The following is an 18,534-nucleotide window of genomic DNA, read 5'->3' as shown; positions in this document are numbered from 1 at the left end:
CTATCGGGGGGCTTGACGATCGGGTGGGGACTTAACTGATGTGCGGCATCGCCGGGATCTTCTATCCCGCCACGCCCAAGCCGGTCGATCCGGCGCGCATCGCCGCGATGGCGGATGCACAGGCGCATCGTGGGCCCGACGGGTCGGGCGTGTGGACCGGGCCGGGGGTCGGCCTGGGGCATCGCCGCCTGTCGATCATCGACGTCGCGGGCAGCCCGCAGCCCATGGCGAGCGCTGACGGATCGCTGACCGTCACCTATAATGGCGAGATCTATAATTTCGCCGAGCTGCGCACCGAACTGACGGCGCTGGGCGCGGTGTTCGTCACCAAGGGCGATACCGAGGTGCTGCTCCATGGCTGGGCGATCTGGGGCCCGGCGATGCTCGACCGGCTGAACGGCATGTTCGCCTTCGCGCTGCACGATGCGCGGCGGCAGAGTCTGTTCCTGGCGCGCGATCGGCTCGGGGTGAAGCCGCTCCATTATGTCGAACTGTCGGATGGCGGTGTCGCCTTCGCTTCGGAACTGAAGGGGCTGCTCGCGCATCCGTTGCTGCGGCGCTCGCCCGATATCCGTTCGGTCGAGGATTATATGGCGTTCGGCTATGTGCCGGACGATGCGTGTCTGATCGCGGGCGTTAAGAAGCTGCCGGCCGGCCATTCGCTGTTGCTGGAACGCGGCAGACCAGTCCCCGCGCCGTCGCGCTGGTGGGATGTCGATTTCTCGCGGCGGGCGACCGGCAAGCAGAAGGCGCTCGAGGAAGAACTGGTTGCGCGGCTGCGCGATGCGGTCACTTCGCGCATGGTGTCGGACGTGCCGCTCGGCGCGTTCCTGTCGGGCGGAGTCGACAGCTCGGCAGTAGTCGCGCTGATGGCCGAGGCGTCGAAGCGCGCGGTGAAGACCTGCACGATCGGGTTCAACGAGGCCGGGCATGACGAACGCGCCTATGCCGACCAGATCGCGAAACGCTTTGCCACCGAACATCGCGAGCGCGTGGTGGGAGCGGACGATTTCGCGCTGATCGACACGCTGGTCGCGAGTTTCGACGAGCCCTTTGCTGATGCGTCGGCGCTGGCGACCTACCGCGTGTGCGAACTGGCGCGGGAGAATGTGACGGTCGCCCTTTCCGGTGACGGCGCGGACGAGGCGTTTGCCGGGTATCGGCGCTACAAGTTCCAGGCAGCGGAAGAGCGGGTGCGGGCGTTGCTGCCACCCTCGATCCGTGCGGGCGCATTCGGTGCGCTTGGACGCTTCTACCCCAAGGCAGACTGGGCGCCGCAGCGGCTGCGGGCGAAGACCACCTTGCTTGCGCTCGCCGAGGATGGCGCCGAGGCCTATGCGCGATCGGTCGGCGTGACGACCCCGACACTGCGCGGATTGCTCTTCTCCGACGAGGCCAAGCGGGCACTGGCGGGGCACCGCGCCGAGGATCGTTATGTGCGCAGCATGCGTGACGCGCCAGCGCGCGATGCGATCGACCGGGCGCAATATGCCGACTTCCAGCATTGGCTGCCCGGCGACATCCTGACCAAGGCGGATCGCACCAGCATGGCGGTGAGCCTTGAGGCACGCGAGCCGCTGCTCGATTACCGGCTGGTCGAATTCGCGGCCACCTTGCCTGTATCGATGCGGCTGAGGGGCGGGCAGGGCAAGTGGCTGATGAAAAAGGCGATGGAGCGCTATCTGCCGCGCGACATCCTCTATCGGCCGAAAATGGGCTTCGTCACGCCGATCAGCGCCTGGTTTCGCGGGGCGCTGGCCGATGAGGCAGCGGCGCTGGCCAAGTCGCGCGTGCTGATCGGCAGCGGCTGGTTCGATCCGCGCGCGATCGAGCGCATTGCAGCCGACCACCGTGCCGGCCGTGCGGAGTATGGCCGGACGCTGTGGCAGCTGGTGATGCTCGAACGATCGATGGTACGACTGTTCGGCTGACTCCTCCGGTCAGAACACCATCATCGCCGCATGCAGGGTCAGGGCGATCAGGCAGAGCGTGGCGAGGGTGAAGATCGAGAAGCGGACGATCACCCGGTTCACCGTCACCTGCACGATGCTGTGGACCACGCGCAGGCCGACATAGGCCCAGGCGATCGTCAGGTTGACGCCGCCGCCCGCGCCGAGCAGCGCCAGGGTCAGCGCGATCGCGTAGAACAGCGTCGGCTGTTCCATCAAATGGTTGTAATTGTCGGCCGGCCATTGCGCCTGGGCGGGGATGCGCGCCCTGAGATCAGCGCCGTTGCCGCCGACCAGATTCTTCGTGTCGATCTTGGCCGCGCTCATCGCCGGAATGCGTTTCGCGTACATCCAGAGCCACATCACGAGGCTCCAGGCGATCAGCGCGACGATGGGCGCAAGGATCGGGCTGTGTTCGGTCATTTTGGCATCCCCCTTTGTAATTGGGGAGAGGCTGCCTCAATCGTGACGGGCGCGCAATGTTTGGGTGCTGGGCACAAAGCCGTCAAAAATGGAAAGGGCTTGGAGCGCGGCTGCGTGCCGCGCTCCAAGCCCCTCCACCATTTGCTGAAGAAGCAAATGCGTTCGCGCGAGATTGTGTCCCCCGGACACAATCTTGGCCTGCCGGGGGTAGGCCAAAGCTCGAACGCCCTCCCCGTTCCGGGAAGGAGCTAAGGTCAGTCGAAGCTGGCGCCCCAGCGGCGCTTGGTGCGGGTCTTCCACAGGCCGCGGTGATAGGCGTCCGACGCCAGCAGCGGCATGACCGAACCCGCTTCCGCGAACACCATCTGCTCGATGCCGGTGTTGACCTTGCCCCAGCTCGCGGCCTCCTGCAGCGTCGAGGACGAGCAGGCGCCGTCGCGCACGTCGGCGACGGTGATCTGGACCGCGTACTTGTGCACCTGGACGTCGTCATGGCCGAGAATCTCGGCACAGACCACGGTATCCTGGATGAAGTTCTTCGGCACGCCGCCGCCGATCATCAGCAGGCCGGTGGTGCCGGCCTTGATCTTGATGTCGGTCAGCTCGCGGAAATCGGCGATGGCATCGAGCACCATGTAGGGCTTGCCCTCCTTGGCGCGGTCGACCTGGTGCTTGACCAGGCCGAAGCCGGCGGAGCTGTCGACGAACGCCGGGCAGAAGATCGGCACGTCATGCTCATAGGCGAGCTTGACCAGGCTGTTGTCCTTCTTGCCGTTCTCGACGAGATACTTGCCCATCGCGCGGATGAACTCGCGGCTCGAATAGGGGCGCGGCTCGAGGCCATTGGCGATCTCGTAGATCGTGTGGTCGCAATCCTGAAGCTGCTCTTCGTCGATATAGGTGTCGTAGATGCGGTCGATCAGCAGCGAGCGCAGCGTGTCGTCGTCCGGCACTTCGAGCGCCTGATAATGCTTGTGGCCGAGGCCCTCGAAGAAATCCATGTCGACGATCGACGCGCCGGTCGCGACCACGCCGTCGATCATGTTGTTGCGCAGCAGCTCGGCGTACAGGTCCATGCAGCCGCCGGCCGAGGTCGAGCCGGCGATCACCAGGAAGATCGAGCAATCGGGATCGGCGAGCATCTGATTGTAGATGTCGGTCGCGCGGCCGAGGTCGCGGCTGGTGAAGCTCATCTTCTTCATCGCGTCGACGATCGGGCGCGCGTCGAACTTGGTGATGTCGATATGCTCGACCTGAGTCGAAAGCAGCTCTGCCTTGCGGGTGTCATTGACGGATACGTCGTTCATTGGGAACTCCAGATCATTCACAAGAACCGCCGTCGTTATAGGGGACGCGGAAACCCGTGAGGACACGGTGCGCACCGCGCTCCGTGTCCCTAAGCGGCCCGAAGACCGATATCATTCAACTCTTACAGCGTGACGACGTTCGAAGCGACCTCGCGCTCGTCGCCGACGTAGAGCGATGCCATCGGTTCGTCCTCGACGATCACCGTCTCGTCCGACCCGAAGCCGTTGAACGCCGTGCGCATCGCACAGCCATAGGCGCCGAGCATGCCGATTTCGATATAATCGCCGGCGCGCGCGTCGGCAGGCAGCAGGAACGGGCCGGCCATGTGATCCATGTCGTCACACGTCGGGCCGTAAAAGCTGAACTCCATCAGCTTCGCCCGGCTGTCCGGCTCGCGGAGCAGCTCGACCGGGAAACGCCAGCCGATATGCGCCGCATCGAACAGCGCGCCGTACGCGCCGTCGTTGATGTAGAGTTCGTCGCCGCGGCGACGTTCCACCCGAACGATCAGCGAGCTGTATTCGGCGCATAGCGCACGGCCGGGCTCGCACCACAACTCGGACGAATAGCTGACCGGCAGGCTTTCGAACGCACGGTGGATCGTCTCGAAATAGCGCTCGAGCGGGGGAGGCTCCATGCCCGGATAGGTCGAGGGGAAGCCGCCGCCGACGTCGATGACGTCGACCGTGACCGCCGCATCGACGATCGCGGCGCGGACGCGCTCCATCGCCTGGGCATAGGCTTCCGGCGTCATCGCCTGCGAACCGACATGGAAGCAGATGCCCAGGGCATCGGCCGCCTGGCGGGCCGCGAACAGCAGCGCCCTGGTCTCGCCCGGTGCCGCGCCGAACTTCGACGCGAGGCTGAGCTTCGAATGCTCGGACGACACACGCAGGCGGACGCAGAGCGTCAGATCCTGCGCGCCGCGGGTGGCGCGGACGATCTTGTCCAGCTCCTCGATCGAATCGAGCGAGAAGACGCGGACGCCATGCGTGAAATACGCCTCTTCGATCGCTTCCTCGGCCTTGACCGGGTGCATGAAGCACAGGGTCGCGCCGGGAACGGTGCGGGCGACGAGCCGTACCTCGGCAATCGAGGCGACGTCGTAATGCGTGATTCCGCTCTCCCACAGAACCTTCAGCAGGTCCGGCGAGGGATTGGCCTTCACGGCATACATCGAGCGACCCGGAAACTTCTCGACAAAGAAGCGGGCGGCACGCGATGCGGCGTGCGGGCGAATGAGCGTTACCGGCTGAACCGGTCCGTGCTTAGCGATCTCGAAACCGCGGGTCGCGGTCGAAAGGGTGGTCGCTAACCCCAGCGCGCTATGATGCTTGTGCAACTCAAGGGACCTCCAAGTGCCTAATGGCGGACGAAAGCTGCCTTGCGGTTGGAAGTCCCATGGGGCAGCGGGAAGCGCGAAATAGGGTCGACTTTCTCCAATGTAAAGTGGAATTGGACCCACGGAGACGTGAAGTGACATTTGTGCGACAGCCTACCCGTGCCGGCGTGCGTGACGCTGCAGCAAAGATTGCGGCAATTCTGCCGCCATCGCCGCTGTTCGTTGCGGAAATTCGTGGAATTCCAGTCGCTTTCAAAGCCGAGGCACTGCAGCCGGTGGGCGCGTTCAAATTGCGCGGCGCGTGGCATCGGCTCACCGCAATCGATGAAGAATCGCGCGGAAAAGGGGTGGTGGCTTTCTCGTCGGGCAATCATGCTCAGGGGGTCGCCTGGGCGGCGAAGCGCCTCGGCATGCCGGCGGTGATCGTGATGCCGGCCGATGCGCCGAAATCGAAGCGCGAGGGGACCCTGGCGCTGGGCGCCGAAGTGGTCGGTTACGACCGCGCGACGCAGAGTCGCGAATCGATCGCGGCCCAGCTCGCCGAGGCACGCGGCGCTGTACTGGTGCCGAGCTTCGACGATCCCTGGATCATCGAAGGGCAGGGCAGCGCGGGCATCGAGGCCTCGGCCCAGATGGTCGAGCGCGGGCTCGGCGAGCCGGTGCAGGCGATCGTACCATGCGGCGGCGGCGGACTGGCGGCCGGGACCGCGCTGGGGCTGCGCGATGCCTTTGTGACGGTGGTCGAGCCCGAGGGCTGGGACGATATGCGCCGGTCGCTCGAGGCCGGGTGGATCGAACCGGTCGGGCCGAATCCCCCACCGACGGCGTGCGATGCCTTGCAGACGACGCTCGTCTCATCGCTGACCTTCGACGTGTTGGCGCGGCGCGGCGTGCAGGGCGTGGCGGTGAGCGAGGCGGAGATTCGCAATGCCCAGCGCTGGGCGGCGGAGAAATTGCGGCTGGTGGTCGAGCCGGGCGGCGCGGTGGCGCTGGCGGCGGTGCTCGCGGGCAAGGTCGAACTGACTCAGGGGACGTTGGTCATCCTGTCCGGCGGCAATGTCGATCTGGCGGCGTACGGCGCCGTGCTGGCCGGGAGCGATCAGGTTGGATAGCTATCTCGGTGCGCTGGGCGGGGTGGCGCAGGCCATGTCGGCGACGGCGCCGGCGATCAGCATGCTGGCGGTGTTCGCGCTGATCTTCGGCGGACTCTATCTGCTGGTGAAGAAGCGCGAGCGGCAAAAGGGTTTGCTGATGCTGGTGCTGGCGGTGGTGATCTTCGGCAATGTCGTGATCTGGACGATGTAAGCCCCTCCCCTTCAGGGGAGGGGTTGGGGTGGGGCAGTGCAGCCAAAGCCAGCGGTGCAGCTAGCCGCCAAGTTATCCCCCACCCCCGACCCCTCCCCTGAAGGAGAGGGGCTTTAGAAGTCACCGGATCGGCGAGTTGGGGTCGAGGCGCATGTCGAGATAATGATCCACCGAGCCCATCAGCTCGGGCATTTCATGCTCGAAGAAGTGGTTCGCCTTCGGGATGGTGTCGTGATGGATCGTGATGTGCTTCTGCGTGCGCAGCTTGTCGACCAGCTTCTGCGTCGCGAGCGGGGTCACGACCTCGTCCGCTTCGCCCTGGATGATGATGCCCGAGGCCGGGCAGGGCGCGAGGAAGGTGAAGTCGTACATGTTCGCGGGCGGCGCGATCGAGATGAAGCCGCGGATTTCCGGGCGGCGCATCAGCAGCTGCATGCCGATCCACGCGCCGAAGCTGACGCCGGCGATCCAGGTGGTCGAAGCCTCCGGGTGAAAGCTCTGCACCCAGTCGAGCGCGCTGGCCGCATCCGAGAGTTCGCCGACGCCATTATCGAACGTGCCCTGGCTCTTGCCGACGCCGCGGAAGTTGAAGCGCAGGGTCGCGAAACCGCGGCGCTGGAAGGTCTTGTAGAGTTCCTGCACGATGCGGTTGTTCATCGTGCCGCCCGAGGACGGGTGTGGATGCAGGATCATCGCGACCGGCGCGCGCGGACGCGGAGCGGGAGCGAAACGGCCTTCGAGACGGCCGTCGGGACCGGGGAAAATGACTTCTGGCATATGACCTGCTGACAAAAATTCGGTGAGCGCGTGGGCCGCGCGGAATTGGGCGCTATATAGGCATGACGCGCCCCGGCGCAATCATTCTGCCCATGAGGACCGCTGGCGCTTGCCCGACCGCATCTATCTCGATCATGCCGCGACGACGCCGATGCTGCCCGAAGCGGTGGCGGCGATGGCCGACGGCATGGCGCGCTGGGCCAATCCGTCGTCTCCGCATGCCGAGGGGCGCGCGGCTCGGGCCGCGCTGGAAGAGGCGCGTGCGCGGATCGCCGCTGCCTATGGCTGGACGGGCGAGACGATCCTGACCAGCGGGGCGAGCGAATCGCTGGGGATCGCGCTGAACAGGTCGGTGGCGGCACGGCGAGCGATCTCCGCAGTGGAGCATGATTCGGTGATGCGGGTGGCGCTGGATGCGGCGGTATTGCCGGTCGATGCGGCGGGCGCGATCGAGATGGCGGCGCTGGCGGAGGTGCTGGCGGGACCCGGGCGAACGTTGGTCGCGGTGCAATGGGCAAACAGCGAGACGGGGGTGCGCCAGCCGGTCGCGGCGATTGCCGAGGCTGTGCATGCTGCCGACGGCTTGCTGCTGGTCGACGCGGCGCAGATGCCGTCCGGGGCTGATGGCGATGTGGCGGTACATGCTGATTTCGTGGCGATCTCGGCGCACAAGCGGGGCGGGCCGCCGGGTGTCGGCGGACTGCTGGTGCGCGATGTCGCCACCCTGATCCCGACCGGCGGGCAGGAGCGCGGTTATCGTGCGGGAACCGAGAATTTGCCCGGTGCGCTGGGCTTTGCGGCGGCGCTTGGCGTGGCGGAGGATGTCGAGCGGCTCACTACGCTGCGGCTCAAGCTGGACGACGCCATCGCGCGATCGGGCGGCGAGGTGGTGGCGCGGGGCCAGCACCCGATGATCGGCGCCTATCGCATGCGCGGGCTCGCCGCGACGACTCAACTGATCCGGTTCGACATGGCGGGCATTGCGGTGTCGGCGGGCAGTGCCTGTTCCTCGGGCAGCATGAAACCCAGTCACGTGCTGGGCGCGATGGGCTGGAGCGTCGACGCATCGCGCGAAGTTGTGCGGGTGAGTTTCGGGCGGTCGACGGCCGAGGCGGATGTCGATGCGTTCATTGCCGAATGGCGCAGCGTCTCGCGCGCGGCGCGGGCGTTCGCGGCATGATCTATCTCGATTATCAGGCGACTACGCCGCTCGCGCCCGAGGCGCTGGCCGCGATGCTGCCCTGGCTGCAGAACCAGCATGCCAATCCGCACTCCGCCCACGCGCCGGGGCGGGCGGCGAAGGCGGCAGTCGAGGTGGCGCGGGAGTCTGTCGCTGCCTTGCTGCCGGCGGGTGGGTCGCTGAGCTTCACCAGCGGCGCGACCGAGGCGATCAACTGGGCGATCAAGGGTGTGGCGCCGGGCGGTATTGTGACCCTCGCGACCGAGCATGCGGCGACGCTCGACACGATCGAGGCGCTGGCACGGGCAGGCAGGGCGGTGACCGTGCTGCCGGTGAACGCAGACGGGCTCATCGATCTGGACGCGGCCCGGGCAGCGATCGCGCCGGGGACGGCGTTGGTTGCGGCGATGCTGGTCAATAACGAGATCGGGGTGATTCAGCCGATCGCCGAGCTTGCAGGGATCGCACATGAGGCTGGCGCGCTGTTCCTGTGCGATGCGGTGCAGGGTTATGGCCGGGTGTCGATTCCGGACAGGTGCGATCTGATCGCCATCTCGGGACACAAGATTCATGGACCCAAGGGTATCGGCGCGCTCTGGATCCGCGATGGGGTGTCGATCGAGCCGTTGCTGCATGGCGGAGGGCAGGAGGCTTCTGGCCGGTCGGGCACCCTGTCGCCCGCTTTGTGCGCCGGCTTCGGTGCCGCTGCGCGGTTGGCGGCGGATTATGGCGACGACGATGCGGCCCATGTCGCCGGACTCTGGGCGCTGGCGCGCGAACGGCTGGGAGATGGTTGGTACATCAACGGATCGGTCGAGCAACGCTATCATGGCAACCTCAATATCCGCCGCGACGGGCTCGATGTGAATCGACTCATGTCGGCATTGCGCGATATCGCCTTTTCGGCAGGATCGGCCTGTGCGAGCGGGTCGGGGCGGTCGAGCCATGTATTGCGCGCGATCGGCCTGAGCGAGGCGCAGGCGCGGTCGAGCGTCCGGCTCGGCTTCGGGCGGTATACGACGGAAGAGGAACTGGCGATCGCCATCGACCGGATCAATGCCGCCGCGGCGGCGCAGCGGATCGCCGCCTGATGCGGGTGCGCTTCATCCGGATCGACGGATCGATCAGCGATGTCGAGGCGAAGGCGGGCGACCGGCTGCTCGAGGTGGCGCAGGCCGACGGCCAGCCGCTGGAAGGCACCTGCGAGGGCCAGATGGCCTGTTCGACCTGCCACGTCATTCTCGATGCCGCGGATTTCGACCGGCTGCCGCGCCCGAGTGAGGATGAGGAGGATATGCTCGATCTCGCGGCGGGCGCCACGCGGACCAGCCGGCTGTCCTGCCAGATCTGGCTCGACGAGACGCTGGACGGATTAACCGTACGGATTCCGGGCGAAGTTCGGAACATGCAGGGCCGTTGATCATTACGCCTCCGTGCCTTCATGGCACGCAGGAGAAGAAACCCATGAAGATCTTGGCTTTGATGGCTGCAGGCCTGATTGGCGCCGCTGCCCTGACCCCCTTGCCGGCGGCCGCTGCCGGCAGTGGACAGACGGTGGTGCATGAGCGGACCACGGTCCGCCACGTCAGCACAAACCGCCACAATCGCTGGCGTTGGAAGACGGTGTGCCGCACCAAATGGCGCAACCATCATCGGACGCGGGTCTGCAGAAAGGTTCGCACTCGCTGGTAAACCAACTTTCCGGGAGATCATCCAAGGAAAGGACGACCCATGAAAACGATCGCTCTCATGTCCGCCGCGGCAATCGCCGCAATTGCCATGGCTCCGATGACGGCAACGGCCGCACCGCATCATGGCTGGAAATGGAAGACGGTCTGCAAGACCGCATGGCATCACGGCCACAAGACGCGCGAGTGCCACAAGGTCCGTACCCGCTGGTAAAGCGGGCTTGATCACTCCGTCCGTCTCCCCCATATGCGCGGCGGGAGTCGGGCGGACGTGGTCGTCGCCAACCCGGTCAGATCCGGAAGGAAGCAGCCGCAACGATTTCGCCGCGGGTCGTTCCGGCTCCCACCCCGCGTATTATCTAAAAACCTGCCGATCTCTGGCGTCGCGGAGCGCGACCGCCTAGATGGATGGCAATGTCCGACTCCTTCGATCTTGGCGAACCGCCCCAGCCTGCCAAGGCTGAGGTCTACCGCGTCCTGGCGCGCAAATACCGGCCGCAGACCTTTGCCGAGCTGATCGGCCAGGACGCGATGGTCACCACGCTCGCCAATGCGATCAAGCGCAGTCGGCTGGCGCATGCCTTTCTGCTGACCGGCGTGCGCGGGGTGGGCAAGACCTCGACCGCGCGGCTGATCGCCAAGGCGCTCAACTGCATCGGGCCAGACGGCAATGGCGGGCCGACGATCGACCCGTGCGGCGTGTGCGAGCCGTGCCGCGCGATCGCCGAAGGGCGGCATATCGACGTGATCGAGATGGATGCCGCCAGCCATACCGGTGTTGATGACGTGCGCGAGATCATCGACGCCTCGCGCTATTCGGCGGTGTCGGCGCGGTTCAAGATCTATATCGTCGACGAAGTGCACATGCTGTCGAAGAACGCGTTCAACGCGCTGCTGAAGACGCTGGAGGAGCCGCCGGCGCATGTGAAGTTCCTGTTCGCCACGACCGAGGTGAACAAGGTACCGGTGACGGTGCTGTCGCGCTGCCAGCGGTTCGATCTGCGGCGGATTCCGGCGGAGAAGCTGGCCGATCATTTCGGGCGGGTCTGCGAGGCGGAAGGCGTCGAGGCCGAGCCCGAGGCTTTGGCGCTGATCGCGCGGGCTGCGGAGGGTAGCGCGCGCGACGGGCTGTCGATCCTCGACCAGGCGATCGCTCATGCCGGCATCGAGGGCGAGGGTGTGAAGGCCGGCGCGGTGCGCGAGATGCTCGGCCTGTCCGACCGCGGCGCGATCCGCGACCTGTTCGGCCTGGTGCTGAGCGGGGACGGGCAGGGTGCGCTCGCCGCGCTCAGGCGGCAATATGATTTCGGGGTCGATCCGCTCGGTGTGTTGCGCGCGATGCTGGAGACGGTTCATGCCGCCACGCTCGTGAAGCTGGGCACTGCGCCGGAGGCAGGGCAGGCCGTGGAAGAGCGCGAGGCGTTGGCTGAGTGGGCGGGCAAGCTTAGCTTCGCCTCGCTCCATCGGCTGTGGCAGCTGCTGCTCAAGGGGCATGACGAGGTCGCACGCGCGGCGCTGCCGATCGAGGCATGCGAGATGGCGCTGCTGCGGCTGATCCATGCCTCGACCCTGCCCGATCCGGGCGAGCTGGCACGGATGATCGCGAACGGTGCGCCGATGGGCGGCGCGGCGCCCGCCGCGGCGGCGCGCGCGTCGAGCCAGCCGGTCGAGGCGAACTTGCCCAACACGATCCGCGATCTGGTCGCGCTGCTCGAGGACAAGGGTGAGCATGCGCTGGCGGTCAAGATGACGCGCAGTGCCAGCGTCATTCGCCTCGAGGCGCCCGAACTGGTGCTGAGTTCTTCCCGACCGCTGCCGGCTGACCTGATCCGCGATCTGAATGTCGAGCTGAAGCGGCTGACGGGCAAGCCGTGGAAGGTTACCTCGGAGGATGCGCAGGGCGCGCCGACCATCAAGGATGAGGAAGAGGCGAGGCGCGACGAGATGCGTGCAGCCATCCTCGAGACGCCGGTGGTGAAAGCAGCGTTCGAGGCGTTTCCCGATGCCGAATTTCCCGAAAGTGAACTCGACCGCCTGATGGCGGCCCAACGGAGCGTATCATGAAGAGTATCGAAGACATCATGGCGATGGCGCAGAACGTCCAGGCCGAACTGACCAAGGCGCAGGCCGGTCTCGACGCGATCGAGGTCGAAGGCGCGGCCGGCGGCGGGCTGGTCAAGGTCAAGGCGTCGGCCAAGGGCCGTATCATCGGCGTGGACATCGACGAATCGCTGCTCGCGGCGAGCGAGAAGCAGATGCTGGAGGATCTGATCGTCGCGGCGTTCAACGACGCCAAGGCGAAGGCTGACGCGGCGTCGAGCGCTGAAATGTCCAAGATGACCAGCGGTATTCCGCTGCCGCCGGGATTCAAGCTGCCTTTTTAAGGGAACATTCGGCCGCATCCTCCCGTTGGGTGACTAGCTAAACAGGAGGATGAGATGGCTGAAGATCGTGTGACCGAAACGCCGCATACCACCGTGATCGAGAAGAGCGGGGGCGGTGGTGCCGGAATATTCATCGGTATTATTCTGCTGATCGCCGTGGCGATTGGCGGCTTCTATCTCATGAACCAGAGCAAGAACGACAATCTGAAGACCGACGCAGTCACCAGCGCGGCGAAGGACGTCGGTGACAGCGCCAAGAAGGCCGGCGACGCGGCCGAGAAAGCTGCGGAGTAGGACTCCCACCGTTCGTGCTGAGCGTGTCGAAGCACCGTTCTTTCTTTCGACGGTCGAGAAGAAGAGCAGCCCTTCGACAAGCTCAGGGCGAACGGGAAAGGGTGTCCCTCTTCCGCCAGAAGTTACTGCAGACACCCATCGAGCCCGTCATTCCGCACCACGCCGACACGGCGCGTGAGGGCATTGCCGTGGCGGCGGGTGAAGCCCTTGGCGCCGATCACGGCGCGCTTCTTGGGAAGCGGGAAGACGGCTGCGAGGCGGCCGGCTTCTGCAGGCGTCATGTTCGACGCGTCGTGGTTGAAATAGCGGATCGAACCGGCGTTCACACCGTAGGTACCGATCCCCGTCTCGGCGACGTTGAGATAGACCTCCATGATCCGCCTCTTGCCCCAGATCGTCTCGATCAGGACGGTGAAATAGGCTTCCAGCGCCTTGCGTGGATAGCCGCCGCCCTGGATCAGGAAGACATTCTTCGCGGTCTGCTGGCTGATCGTCGAGCCGCCGCGAATCCGGCCGCCTTGCGCGTTGCGGGCGTAGGCCTTGGCCAAGGCGGCAAAATCGAAGCCGTGATGCGTGCAGAAATTCCCGTCCTCGCCGGCGATGGCGGCGCGCGCCATGTCCGGATCGATACGCGACAGCGGCATCCAGGATTTGGTGATACCGTGCCCGCTGACCGCATCGCCGAGCATGGTGAGCGTCACCGGCGGCGGCACGAAGCGGTAGAGCACTACCATGAACACGGACAGGAAAATGAAGGCGCCGATCGCCTTGAAGAACCAGCCGATCAGGCGACGTAGAAGCGAACGGCGGGGTTTCATGGGTGCGGCAGGTTCCGGATCGTCGACTGGCGCATCGTACTGCGCCCTCTGGCTGATGGTTTGAATCGACGCCGCCCGCGTGGCGGGGCGCGGCCGCAGCGGGTCTGTCCCGAATTCCGATGGCGGCCCCCGCTCGTCGCTCATGCTGCTTTCTAGGCGAGGGACGCGGGCGCGGTAAACCGGCTTGCGGCGGGCAATGTCCCGATCAAGGCCTGGGCCGCCTCGACGCCCGTTTCATAGGCGCCGTGTGCGGTCGAGAAGTCGGTGCGCGAGCAGGCCTCGCCGGCGAAGAACATACGGTTGTTGACCGGCGCGGCCAGCACGGCGCGCTGCGGGGCGCCGCCGATATGGGCGTGCGAATAGGAGCCGTGGATAAACGGCTCGGCGCGCCAGCGGGTGGTGACGAGGGGCGTCATCCGGGCACGCCAGTCGCTGCCGAGCAATGCGACCAGTTCGCGGATGGCGAAATCGGCGGCGGCGCCGTCGCCTTCGGTCTCCAGCGCCTCGGCGCAGTCGCCGCCGAAGAAACATTCGATCAGCGGCAGACCGAGCGGGCCGAGCCGGTAGCTCGCGGTGCAGTTGCTGTGCGGGTTGCCGATGAGATGGCCGTTATTGGGGAGTTCGATGCCGTCGACACGCAGATAGACCTTGTCGGCGAGGCCGAGCGGGAGGGCGGTGGCGGCTTCGTGCTTTGCGGGGAGCGGCGGATCAAAGACGATCCGTTCCTCGGCGAGCATCGTCGTCGGCACGCAGACGATCGCGCGCTGCGTTTCGATGGTGCCGCGATTGGTCTCGATCCGCAGGGCCGGGCCGCGATGGTCGATGCGGCTGACGATCGTGTCGAGCTGAACCGGAAGGCCTTCCGCGTGGCGGGTGACGAGCGTGCCATAGCCCTCGCGCACGGCCCAATTGTCATCGGTCGCGGCATCCTCATAGGCAGCCCAGTCGTGCAGCGAGACCTCGGAGAGCGGCGCGCCATTGGCATAGCCCGAGATCGCGTCGATCAGCGGGCGCCAGGGATCGTCCGGAACGATGAAGGCGGAGAGCGGCTGGTCGGGGCCTGCGAGCGCGGCATGGGCCGCTTTTTGCCAGCGGATCCAGGCCTGCTGATAGGCCTGGCGCTCGCCCGGGGAGAAGCCGAGGTCGCGCCACTGTCCGCGCCAGTTGGCCGACGAGCGGTCGATGGTGAAGCCGTAGGTTTCGGCGAGTCTGGTCCAGGGATTGCGTTTGGCGGAGTGAAGCCAGGCGCAGCCGAGGTCCACGACCATCGTGCCAGAAACCTTCCCCGACGAAGAGGGAAGTTGCACGCTATGCGCCCGGCCGCCGAGGCGCTTGCCCGCCTCGACCAGCAGAACGTCCAGACCTGAATCGTGGAGCCGCCTTGCGGCGGCGATGCCTGCGGCGCCGGCGCCGACGACGATCGCGTCAGCGCCGGCCATGGATCAGGCTGCGACCAGCATCCGCTTGTCGCCGGCAAGGCGCATCATCGCCTTTTGCAGCTTCTCGAAGGCGCGAACCTCGATCTGGCGGACACGCTCGCGGCTGACGCCGTATACCTGGCTCAGTTCCTCGAGGGTCTTGGGATCGTCGGTCAGGCGACGCTCGGTCAGGATGTGCTTCTCGCGCTCGTTGAGGTCATCCATCGCCGAGACGAGCATGTCGTGGCGAACGTCCGCTTCCTGGGCGTCGGCGACGACGGCATCCTGCAACGGGGCGTCATCCTGCAGCCAATCCTGCCACTGGCCTTCCCCATCTTCACGCATGGGCACGTTGAGCGAGGTATCGCCGCCCATCGACATGCGGCGGTTCATGCTGGTGACCTCGTCCTCGGTCACCCCCAGATCCTTGGCGATCTTGGCGAGATGCTCAGGGCTGAGATCGCCGTCCTCGAACGCGTCGAGCTTCGACTTCATCCGGCGCAGGTTGAAGAACAGCTTCTTCTGCGCAGCGGTGGTGCCCATCTTCACCAGGCTCCACGAGCGCAGGATGAATTCCTGAATCGAGGCGCGGATCCACCACATCGCATAGGTCGCGAGCCGGAAGCCGCGATCGGCCTCGAACTTCTTCACGCCCTGCATCAGGCCGATATTCCCTTCCGAGATCAGCTCGGACACGGGCAGGCCATAGCCGCGATAGCCCATCGCGATTTTCGCGACGAGGCGGAGGTGCGACGTGACGAGCTGCGCCGCCGCGTCGGTGTCGCCATGCTCCTCGAAGCGCTTGGCGAGCATATATTCCTGCTCGGGCGCGAGGATCGGAAACTTCTTGATCTCGGACAGGTAGCGGTTGAGGCTCGCCTCTCCACCGAGAGCGGGGATCGTCGCCGGGACGTTGCTGCCGCTTGCCATGATCAAATCTCCCTTACTGTCGCACGGTCCCTATAATGAGGCGACGCGCGCGTGAACCTATACGTAGAGTCTATCGAACAGTTCCTGCATGTCGGACGGCATATCGCTATCGAATGCCAAAGCTGTGCTTTCGACGGGGTGAATGAACCCGAGCCGGGCCGCGTGCAATGCCTGTCGGTGGAAATCCAAGGTTTCCAAAATGGACCGGTGGACTGGTTTTGTTCTACCATAAACCGGGTCCCCAAGCAAGGGGTTTCCGATCGAGGCCATGTGAACACGCACCTGGTGGGTGCGGCCGGTCTCCAGCCGGCACTCGACAAGGGCGGCTTCCTTCAGCCGCGCCAGTGTCTTGTAGTGAGTCACCGCGCGCTTGCCGTTCGCCACGATCGCGATCTTCTTGCGGTTCGCGGGCGACCGGGCGAGCGGGGCATCGACGGTACCTTCCGAGGGAAGGGGCCGGCCGGTGACGATCGCCTTGTAGCGGCGATCGATGCTGTGGTCGTGGAACTGCTTCGCCAGGCCTTCATGGGCCCGGTCGGTCTTGGCCGCGACCATCAGGCCCGACGTGTCCTTGTCGATGCGGTGGACGATGCCGGGCCGCGCCACGCCGCCGATGCCGGACAGGCGCCCGGCGCAGTGATGGAGCAGCGCGTTGACCAGAGTGCCGTCGAAATTGCCGGCGGCTGGATGGACGACGAGGCCGGCCTGCTTGTCGATCACGATCAGGTGATCGTCCTCGAACACGATGTTCAGCGCGATATCCTGCGCCTCGTTATGCGCGGGTGTCGGCAGCGGGACGGCGACGGTAAAGAGGCTGCCGGCGATGGCCTTGCGCGAAGGATCGCGGGCGAGCGTGCCGCCTTCGTCCATCACCGCGCCGGAGGAGATCAGGGCTTTCAGCCGCTCGCGCGACATGGTCGGCACGGCATCTGCCAAAGCGCGATCCAGACGCCAGCCACCGGCCTCGTCCGAGATGCGTGCTTCGATATTTGTAACCCCCCGATCCATGCCGTAGCGATGTGGGAATGGGGTACGGAATTTCAAGCACTCTCCTGGGTAGACTGCTAACCGACGCGAAAAATTCCCCGGACGCGGAGGTTTGCGGGCTGCTGTTCGGCGCGGACGGGCGGATCGAGGCGGCTGAAGCGTGCGCGAATGTGGCGGCTGAGCCGGCGCGGGCGTTCGAGATCGACCCGGCGGCGCTGTTCGCTGCCTATCGGCGGATGCGCGGCGGCGGGCCGCGGCCGATCGGCCATTATCATTCGCACCCTTCCGGGGAGGCGGTGCCGTCGGCGCGCGATGCCGCGCAGGCGATGGGGGACGGGGCGCTGTGGCTGATCCTGACGGCGCGCGAGGCGCGGCTGTGGCGGACGGATCGGGTCGGGGCGTTCGAGGCGGTACCGCTGGCGGTTGAAGACGCGTGAAGTAAAACGCATCGGGGCGCGTGAAAATCGGACAGTAAAAGAGGATTTTTGCCAGCCAACGTCGACCCCGTTTTTTCGGCTGTGCCTTGCGATGTATCGAGTAATGGAGCTGACAAAACGGTGCGACCGTATCCGGTGCGCCGGATTCGCCAGTCATCATTCGCTGCAAGCGTGGCACAATATTCATCGACTATTCCCCGATTTATGAGAACCGATCATGGGGACTCGTCGTCTTCATGGATGCCGCGAGCGTGCCGGCACGAATTGAGCGGTTTTCTTGTCGGCGCGGTTCGACCTGCCCCCGGGCTGACCGGCTCGTGCGGATGAGGAAGAGGGCCGGTCAATCGGGCTTGCGATGGGGGCGCCGCCGTGGCTTGAGGCGCCATTCCTCGGGCCGGCGATTGCGCAGCCAGCGCAATGCGACCTTGGGATCGGCGAGGACCCGGTGCCGGCAATCGGCATGGCGCGGCGTGTCGCTGTTGCGGTCGAAGACGTGCTCGGCCTGATAAGCATAGCCGATCGCGCGTTTGAACATGCTCGGTTCCACCAGTCCGGCATAGTCGCCGCGGCCCATCGCGACCGCGAGGCCGAACTCGGGATACCGATCGAGCCAGCGATACAGGGTGGCGATACTGACAGAAAATACCTTGGCCAGGCCGGCATTGTCGGTGCCGAGCCGGCAGAGCAGGCGCGCTTGCCGGGCGAAGGCTGGGTCGTAGCGGGTGGGGCGTCCTCTTTTCATGGGACGAGGATGATGTGGTTTCGCTGAGGTTTGAATCGATGCCGGGCGTTACGCGGCGGGGACCGTTCGCCTCAGATGTCGTGCCACGCGGAGAAAGTCGCGGCCTGGCCGTGCAGGGTGCCGGCCTCGTCGATCAGCTGCCAGACGAGGCCCTTCTCGATGCGGAAGCGTCGGCCGGATTTCGCGACGCGTATGCCGGTATAATCGGCGACGAAGCCGTTGCGCGCGACCTCGTCCAGCAATCGCTGCCGCTCCGCCCGATCGGGGGCCTCGGCCGAGAGGCGCGAGGGCAGGGTGACGAACTCATCCCAGGAGTATTCGAAACAGGCCTGGGCGGTGCGGTTGGCGTAGACGAAGCGGGGATCAGGGTCGCTATTGTGGGCGAGCACCACAAAGGGCGCATGGTCGTAGAGCCAGTCGGCGCCCCGCGCTCCGACGACCAACGGCAAGCCGACGAGCCGGGAATAGCTGCCGACGATCAGCTCGAAGAAGGCGGGGCCCGTGGACAGATCGGCGGGATGGCGTGTTTCCCTATTCATGTCGGCTGTTATT

21 protein-coding genes and 1 other RNA gene are annotated in these 18,534 nt (G+C 65.8%); 12 read left to right on the top strand and 10 right to left on the bottom strand.

What is annotated here, in order from left to right:
- The first annotated feature begins 38 nt into the window (after positions 1 to 38).
- The gene (locus AC1RT8_RS02925) at positions 39 to 1,931 is read left to right on the top strand and encodes an XrtA/PEP-CTERM system amidotransferase (protein WP_493074093.1); all 1,893 of its coding nucleotides are present in this window, start codon (positions 39 to 41) and stop codon (positions 1,929 to 1,931) included.
- 9 nt (positions 1,932 to 1,940) lie between these two features.
- Here the strand turns inward: AC1RT8_RS02925 and AC1RT8_RS02920 are convergent, their stop codons facing one another.
- From AC1RT8_RS02920 to AC1RT8_RS02910, 3 genes are all read right to left on the bottom strand, one after another.
- Entirely contained in the window at positions 1,941 to 2,372 is a 432-nt protein-coding gene (locus tag AC1RT8_RS02920) for an MAPEG family protein (protein ID WP_493074092.1), read from the bottom strand.
- A gap of 254 nt (positions 2,373 to 2,626) precedes the next feature.
- A complete protein-coding gene (locus AC1RT8_RS02915) occupies positions 2,627 to 3,679 on the bottom strand; it encodes a 1,9-bis(guanidino)-5-aza-nonane synthase (RefSeq protein ID WP_493074091.1) in 1,053 nt (350 codons plus the stop codon).
- Positions 3,680 to 3,801: 122 nt separating this feature from the next.
- Positions 3,802 to 5,022, bottom strand: coding sequence for a type III PLP-dependent enzyme (locus AC1RT8_RS02910; protein ID WP_493074090.1), 1,221 nt, complete (start codon positions 5,020 to 5,022; stop codon positions 3,802 to 3,804).
- A 134-nt stretch (positions 5,023 to 5,156) separates the two neighbouring features.
- On the opposite strand from AC1RT8_RS02910, the gene AC1RT8_RS02905 reads away from it, so the two are divergent.
- Both AC1RT8_RS02905 and AC1RT8_RS02900 read left to right on the top strand, forming a co-directional pair.
- A complete protein-coding gene (locus AC1RT8_RS02905) occupies positions 5,157 to 6,134 on the top strand; it encodes a threonine ammonia-lyase (RefSeq protein WP_493074089.1) in 978 nt (325 codons plus the stop codon).
- On the top strand, positions 6,127 to 6,327 hold the full coding sequence (locus AC1RT8_RS02900) for a hypothetical protein (protein ID WP_493074088.1): 201 nt from the start codon (positions 6,127 to 6,129) through the stop codon (positions 6,325 to 6,327). Before AC1RT8_RS02905 ends, AC1RT8_RS02900 begins: the two co-directional genes overlap by 8 nt.
- Positions 6,328 to 6,447: 120 nt before the next feature.
- Here AC1RT8_RS02900 and AC1RT8_RS02895 read toward each other — a convergent pair whose 3' ends face one another.
- Positions 6,448 to 7,104, bottom strand: a complete 657-nt coding sequence (locus tag AC1RT8_RS02895; protein WP_272628148.1) for an alpha/beta hydrolase — start codon at positions 7,102 to 7,104, stop codon at positions 6,448 to 6,450.
- A gap of 109 nt (positions 7,105 to 7,213) precedes the next feature.
- Between AC1RT8_RS02895 and AC1RT8_RS02890 the strand changes: the two genes are divergently transcribed.
- The 8 genes from AC1RT8_RS02890 to AC1RT8_RS02855 all read left to right on the top strand — a co-directional run bounded on the left by AC1RT8_RS02890 (position 7,214) and on the right by AC1RT8_RS02855 (position 12,650).
- On the top strand, positions 7,214 to 8,284 hold the full coding sequence (locus AC1RT8_RS02890; protein ID WP_493074087.1) for a cysteine desulfurase family protein: 1,071 nt from the start codon (positions 7,214 to 7,216) through the stop codon (positions 8,282 to 8,284).
- Entirely contained in the window at positions 8,281 to 9,375 is a 1,095-nt protein-coding gene (locus AC1RT8_RS02885; protein WP_493074666.1) for a cysteine desulfurase family protein, read from the top strand. Before AC1RT8_RS02890 ends, AC1RT8_RS02885 begins: the two co-directional genes overlap by 4 nt.
- Positions 9,372 to 9,704, top strand: a complete 333-nt coding sequence (locus tag AC1RT8_RS02880; protein ID WP_493074665.1) for a 2Fe-2S iron-sulfur cluster-binding protein — start codon at positions 9,372 to 9,374, stop codon at positions 9,702 to 9,704. Before AC1RT8_RS02885 ends, AC1RT8_RS02880 begins: the two co-directional genes overlap by 4 nt.
- Positions 9,705 to 10,015: 311 nt before the next feature.
- Entirely contained in the window at positions 10,016 to 10,186 is a 171-nt protein-coding gene (locus AC1RT8_RS02875) for a hypothetical protein (protein ID WP_493074086.1), read from the top strand.
- A 39-nt stretch (positions 10,187 to 10,225) separates the two neighbouring features.
- An RNA gene (gene ffs, locus AC1RT8_RS02870) (signal recognition particle sRNA small type) lies at positions 10,226 to 10,323 on the top strand.
- A 63-nt stretch (positions 10,324 to 10,386) separates the two neighbouring features.
- Entirely contained in the window at positions 10,387 to 12,036 is a 1,650-nt protein-coding gene (locus AC1RT8_RS02865) for a DNA polymerase III subunit gamma/tau (RefSeq protein WP_493074085.1), read from the top strand.
- Entirely contained in the window at positions 12,033 to 12,356 is a 324-nt protein-coding gene (locus tag AC1RT8_RS02860; protein WP_493074084.1) for a YbaB/EbfC family nucleoid-associated protein, read from the top strand. Before AC1RT8_RS02865 ends, AC1RT8_RS02860 begins: the two co-directional genes overlap by 4 nt.
- 54 nt (positions 12,357 to 12,410) lie before the next feature.
- Entirely contained in the window at positions 12,411 to 12,650 is a 240-nt protein-coding gene (locus tag AC1RT8_RS02855) for a hypothetical protein (RefSeq protein WP_493074083.1), read from the top strand.
- 122 nt (positions 12,651 to 12,772) lie between these two features.
- Here AC1RT8_RS02855 and mtgA read toward each other — a convergent pair whose 3' ends face one another.
- The 4 genes from mtgA to AC1RT8_RS02835 all read right to left on the bottom strand — a co-directional run bounded on the left by mtgA (position 12,773) and on the right by AC1RT8_RS02835 (position 16,824).
- Positions 12,773 to 13,468: a monofunctional biosynthetic peptidoglycan transglycosylase gene (gene mtgA / locus AC1RT8_RS02850; RefSeq protein WP_493074082.1), complete on the bottom strand. Its 696-nt coding sequence runs from the start codon at positions 13,466 to 13,468 to the stop codon at positions 12,773 to 12,775.
- A 152-nt stretch (positions 13,469 to 13,620) separates the two neighbouring features.
- Positions 13,621 to 14,907, bottom strand: a complete 1,287-nt coding sequence (locus AC1RT8_RS02845; RefSeq protein ID WP_493074081.1) for a flavin monoamine oxidase family protein — start codon at positions 14,905 to 14,907, stop codon at positions 13,621 to 13,623.
- Between the two features lie 3 nt (positions 14,908 to 14,910).
- Complete coding sequence (gene rpoH, locus AC1RT8_RS02840) at positions 14,911 to 15,816, bottom strand: RNA polymerase sigma factor RpoH (RefSeq protein ID WP_493074080.1); 906 nt, start codon at positions 15,814 to 15,816, stop codon at positions 14,911 to 14,913.
- Between the two features lie 57 nt (positions 15,817 to 15,873).
- Entirely contained in the window at positions 15,874 to 16,824 is a 951-nt protein-coding gene (locus AC1RT8_RS02835) for an RluA family pseudouridine synthase (protein ID WP_493074079.1), read from the bottom strand.
- Between the two features lie 17 nt (positions 16,825 to 16,841).
- Between AC1RT8_RS02835 and AC1RT8_RS02830 the strand changes: the two genes are divergently transcribed.
- Positions 16,842 to 17,240 carry a M67 family metallopeptidase gene (locus AC1RT8_RS02830; RefSeq protein ID WP_493074078.1) on the top strand — a complete coding sequence of 133 codons (399 nt, stop codon included), beginning with the start codon at positions 16,842 to 16,844 and terminating at the stop codon, positions 17,238 to 17,240.
- A gap of 340 nt (positions 17,241 to 17,580) precedes the next feature.
- On the opposite strand, the gene AC1RT8_RS02825 is transcribed toward AC1RT8_RS02830, so the two are convergent.
- The gene (locus AC1RT8_RS02825) at positions 17,581 to 17,982 is read right to left on the bottom strand and encodes a helix-turn-helix domain-containing protein (RefSeq protein WP_493074077.1); all 402 of its coding nucleotides are present in this window, start codon (positions 17,980 to 17,982) and stop codon (positions 17,581 to 17,583) included.
- 71 nt (positions 17,983 to 18,053) lie between these two features.
- A complete protein-coding gene (locus tag AC1RT8_RS02820) occupies positions 18,054 to 18,521 on the bottom strand; it encodes an MEKHLA domain-containing protein (RefSeq protein WP_493074076.1) in 468 nt (155 codons plus the stop codon).
- Positions 18,522 to 18,534: the final 13 nt, after the last annotated feature.

It is taken from the genome of Sphingomonas sp. GW821-FHT10F11, from assembly GCF_058809095.1.
The sequence above is the reverse complement of the archived record's forward strand: the minus strand, read 5'-3'. Positions and strand labels throughout refer to the sequence as shown.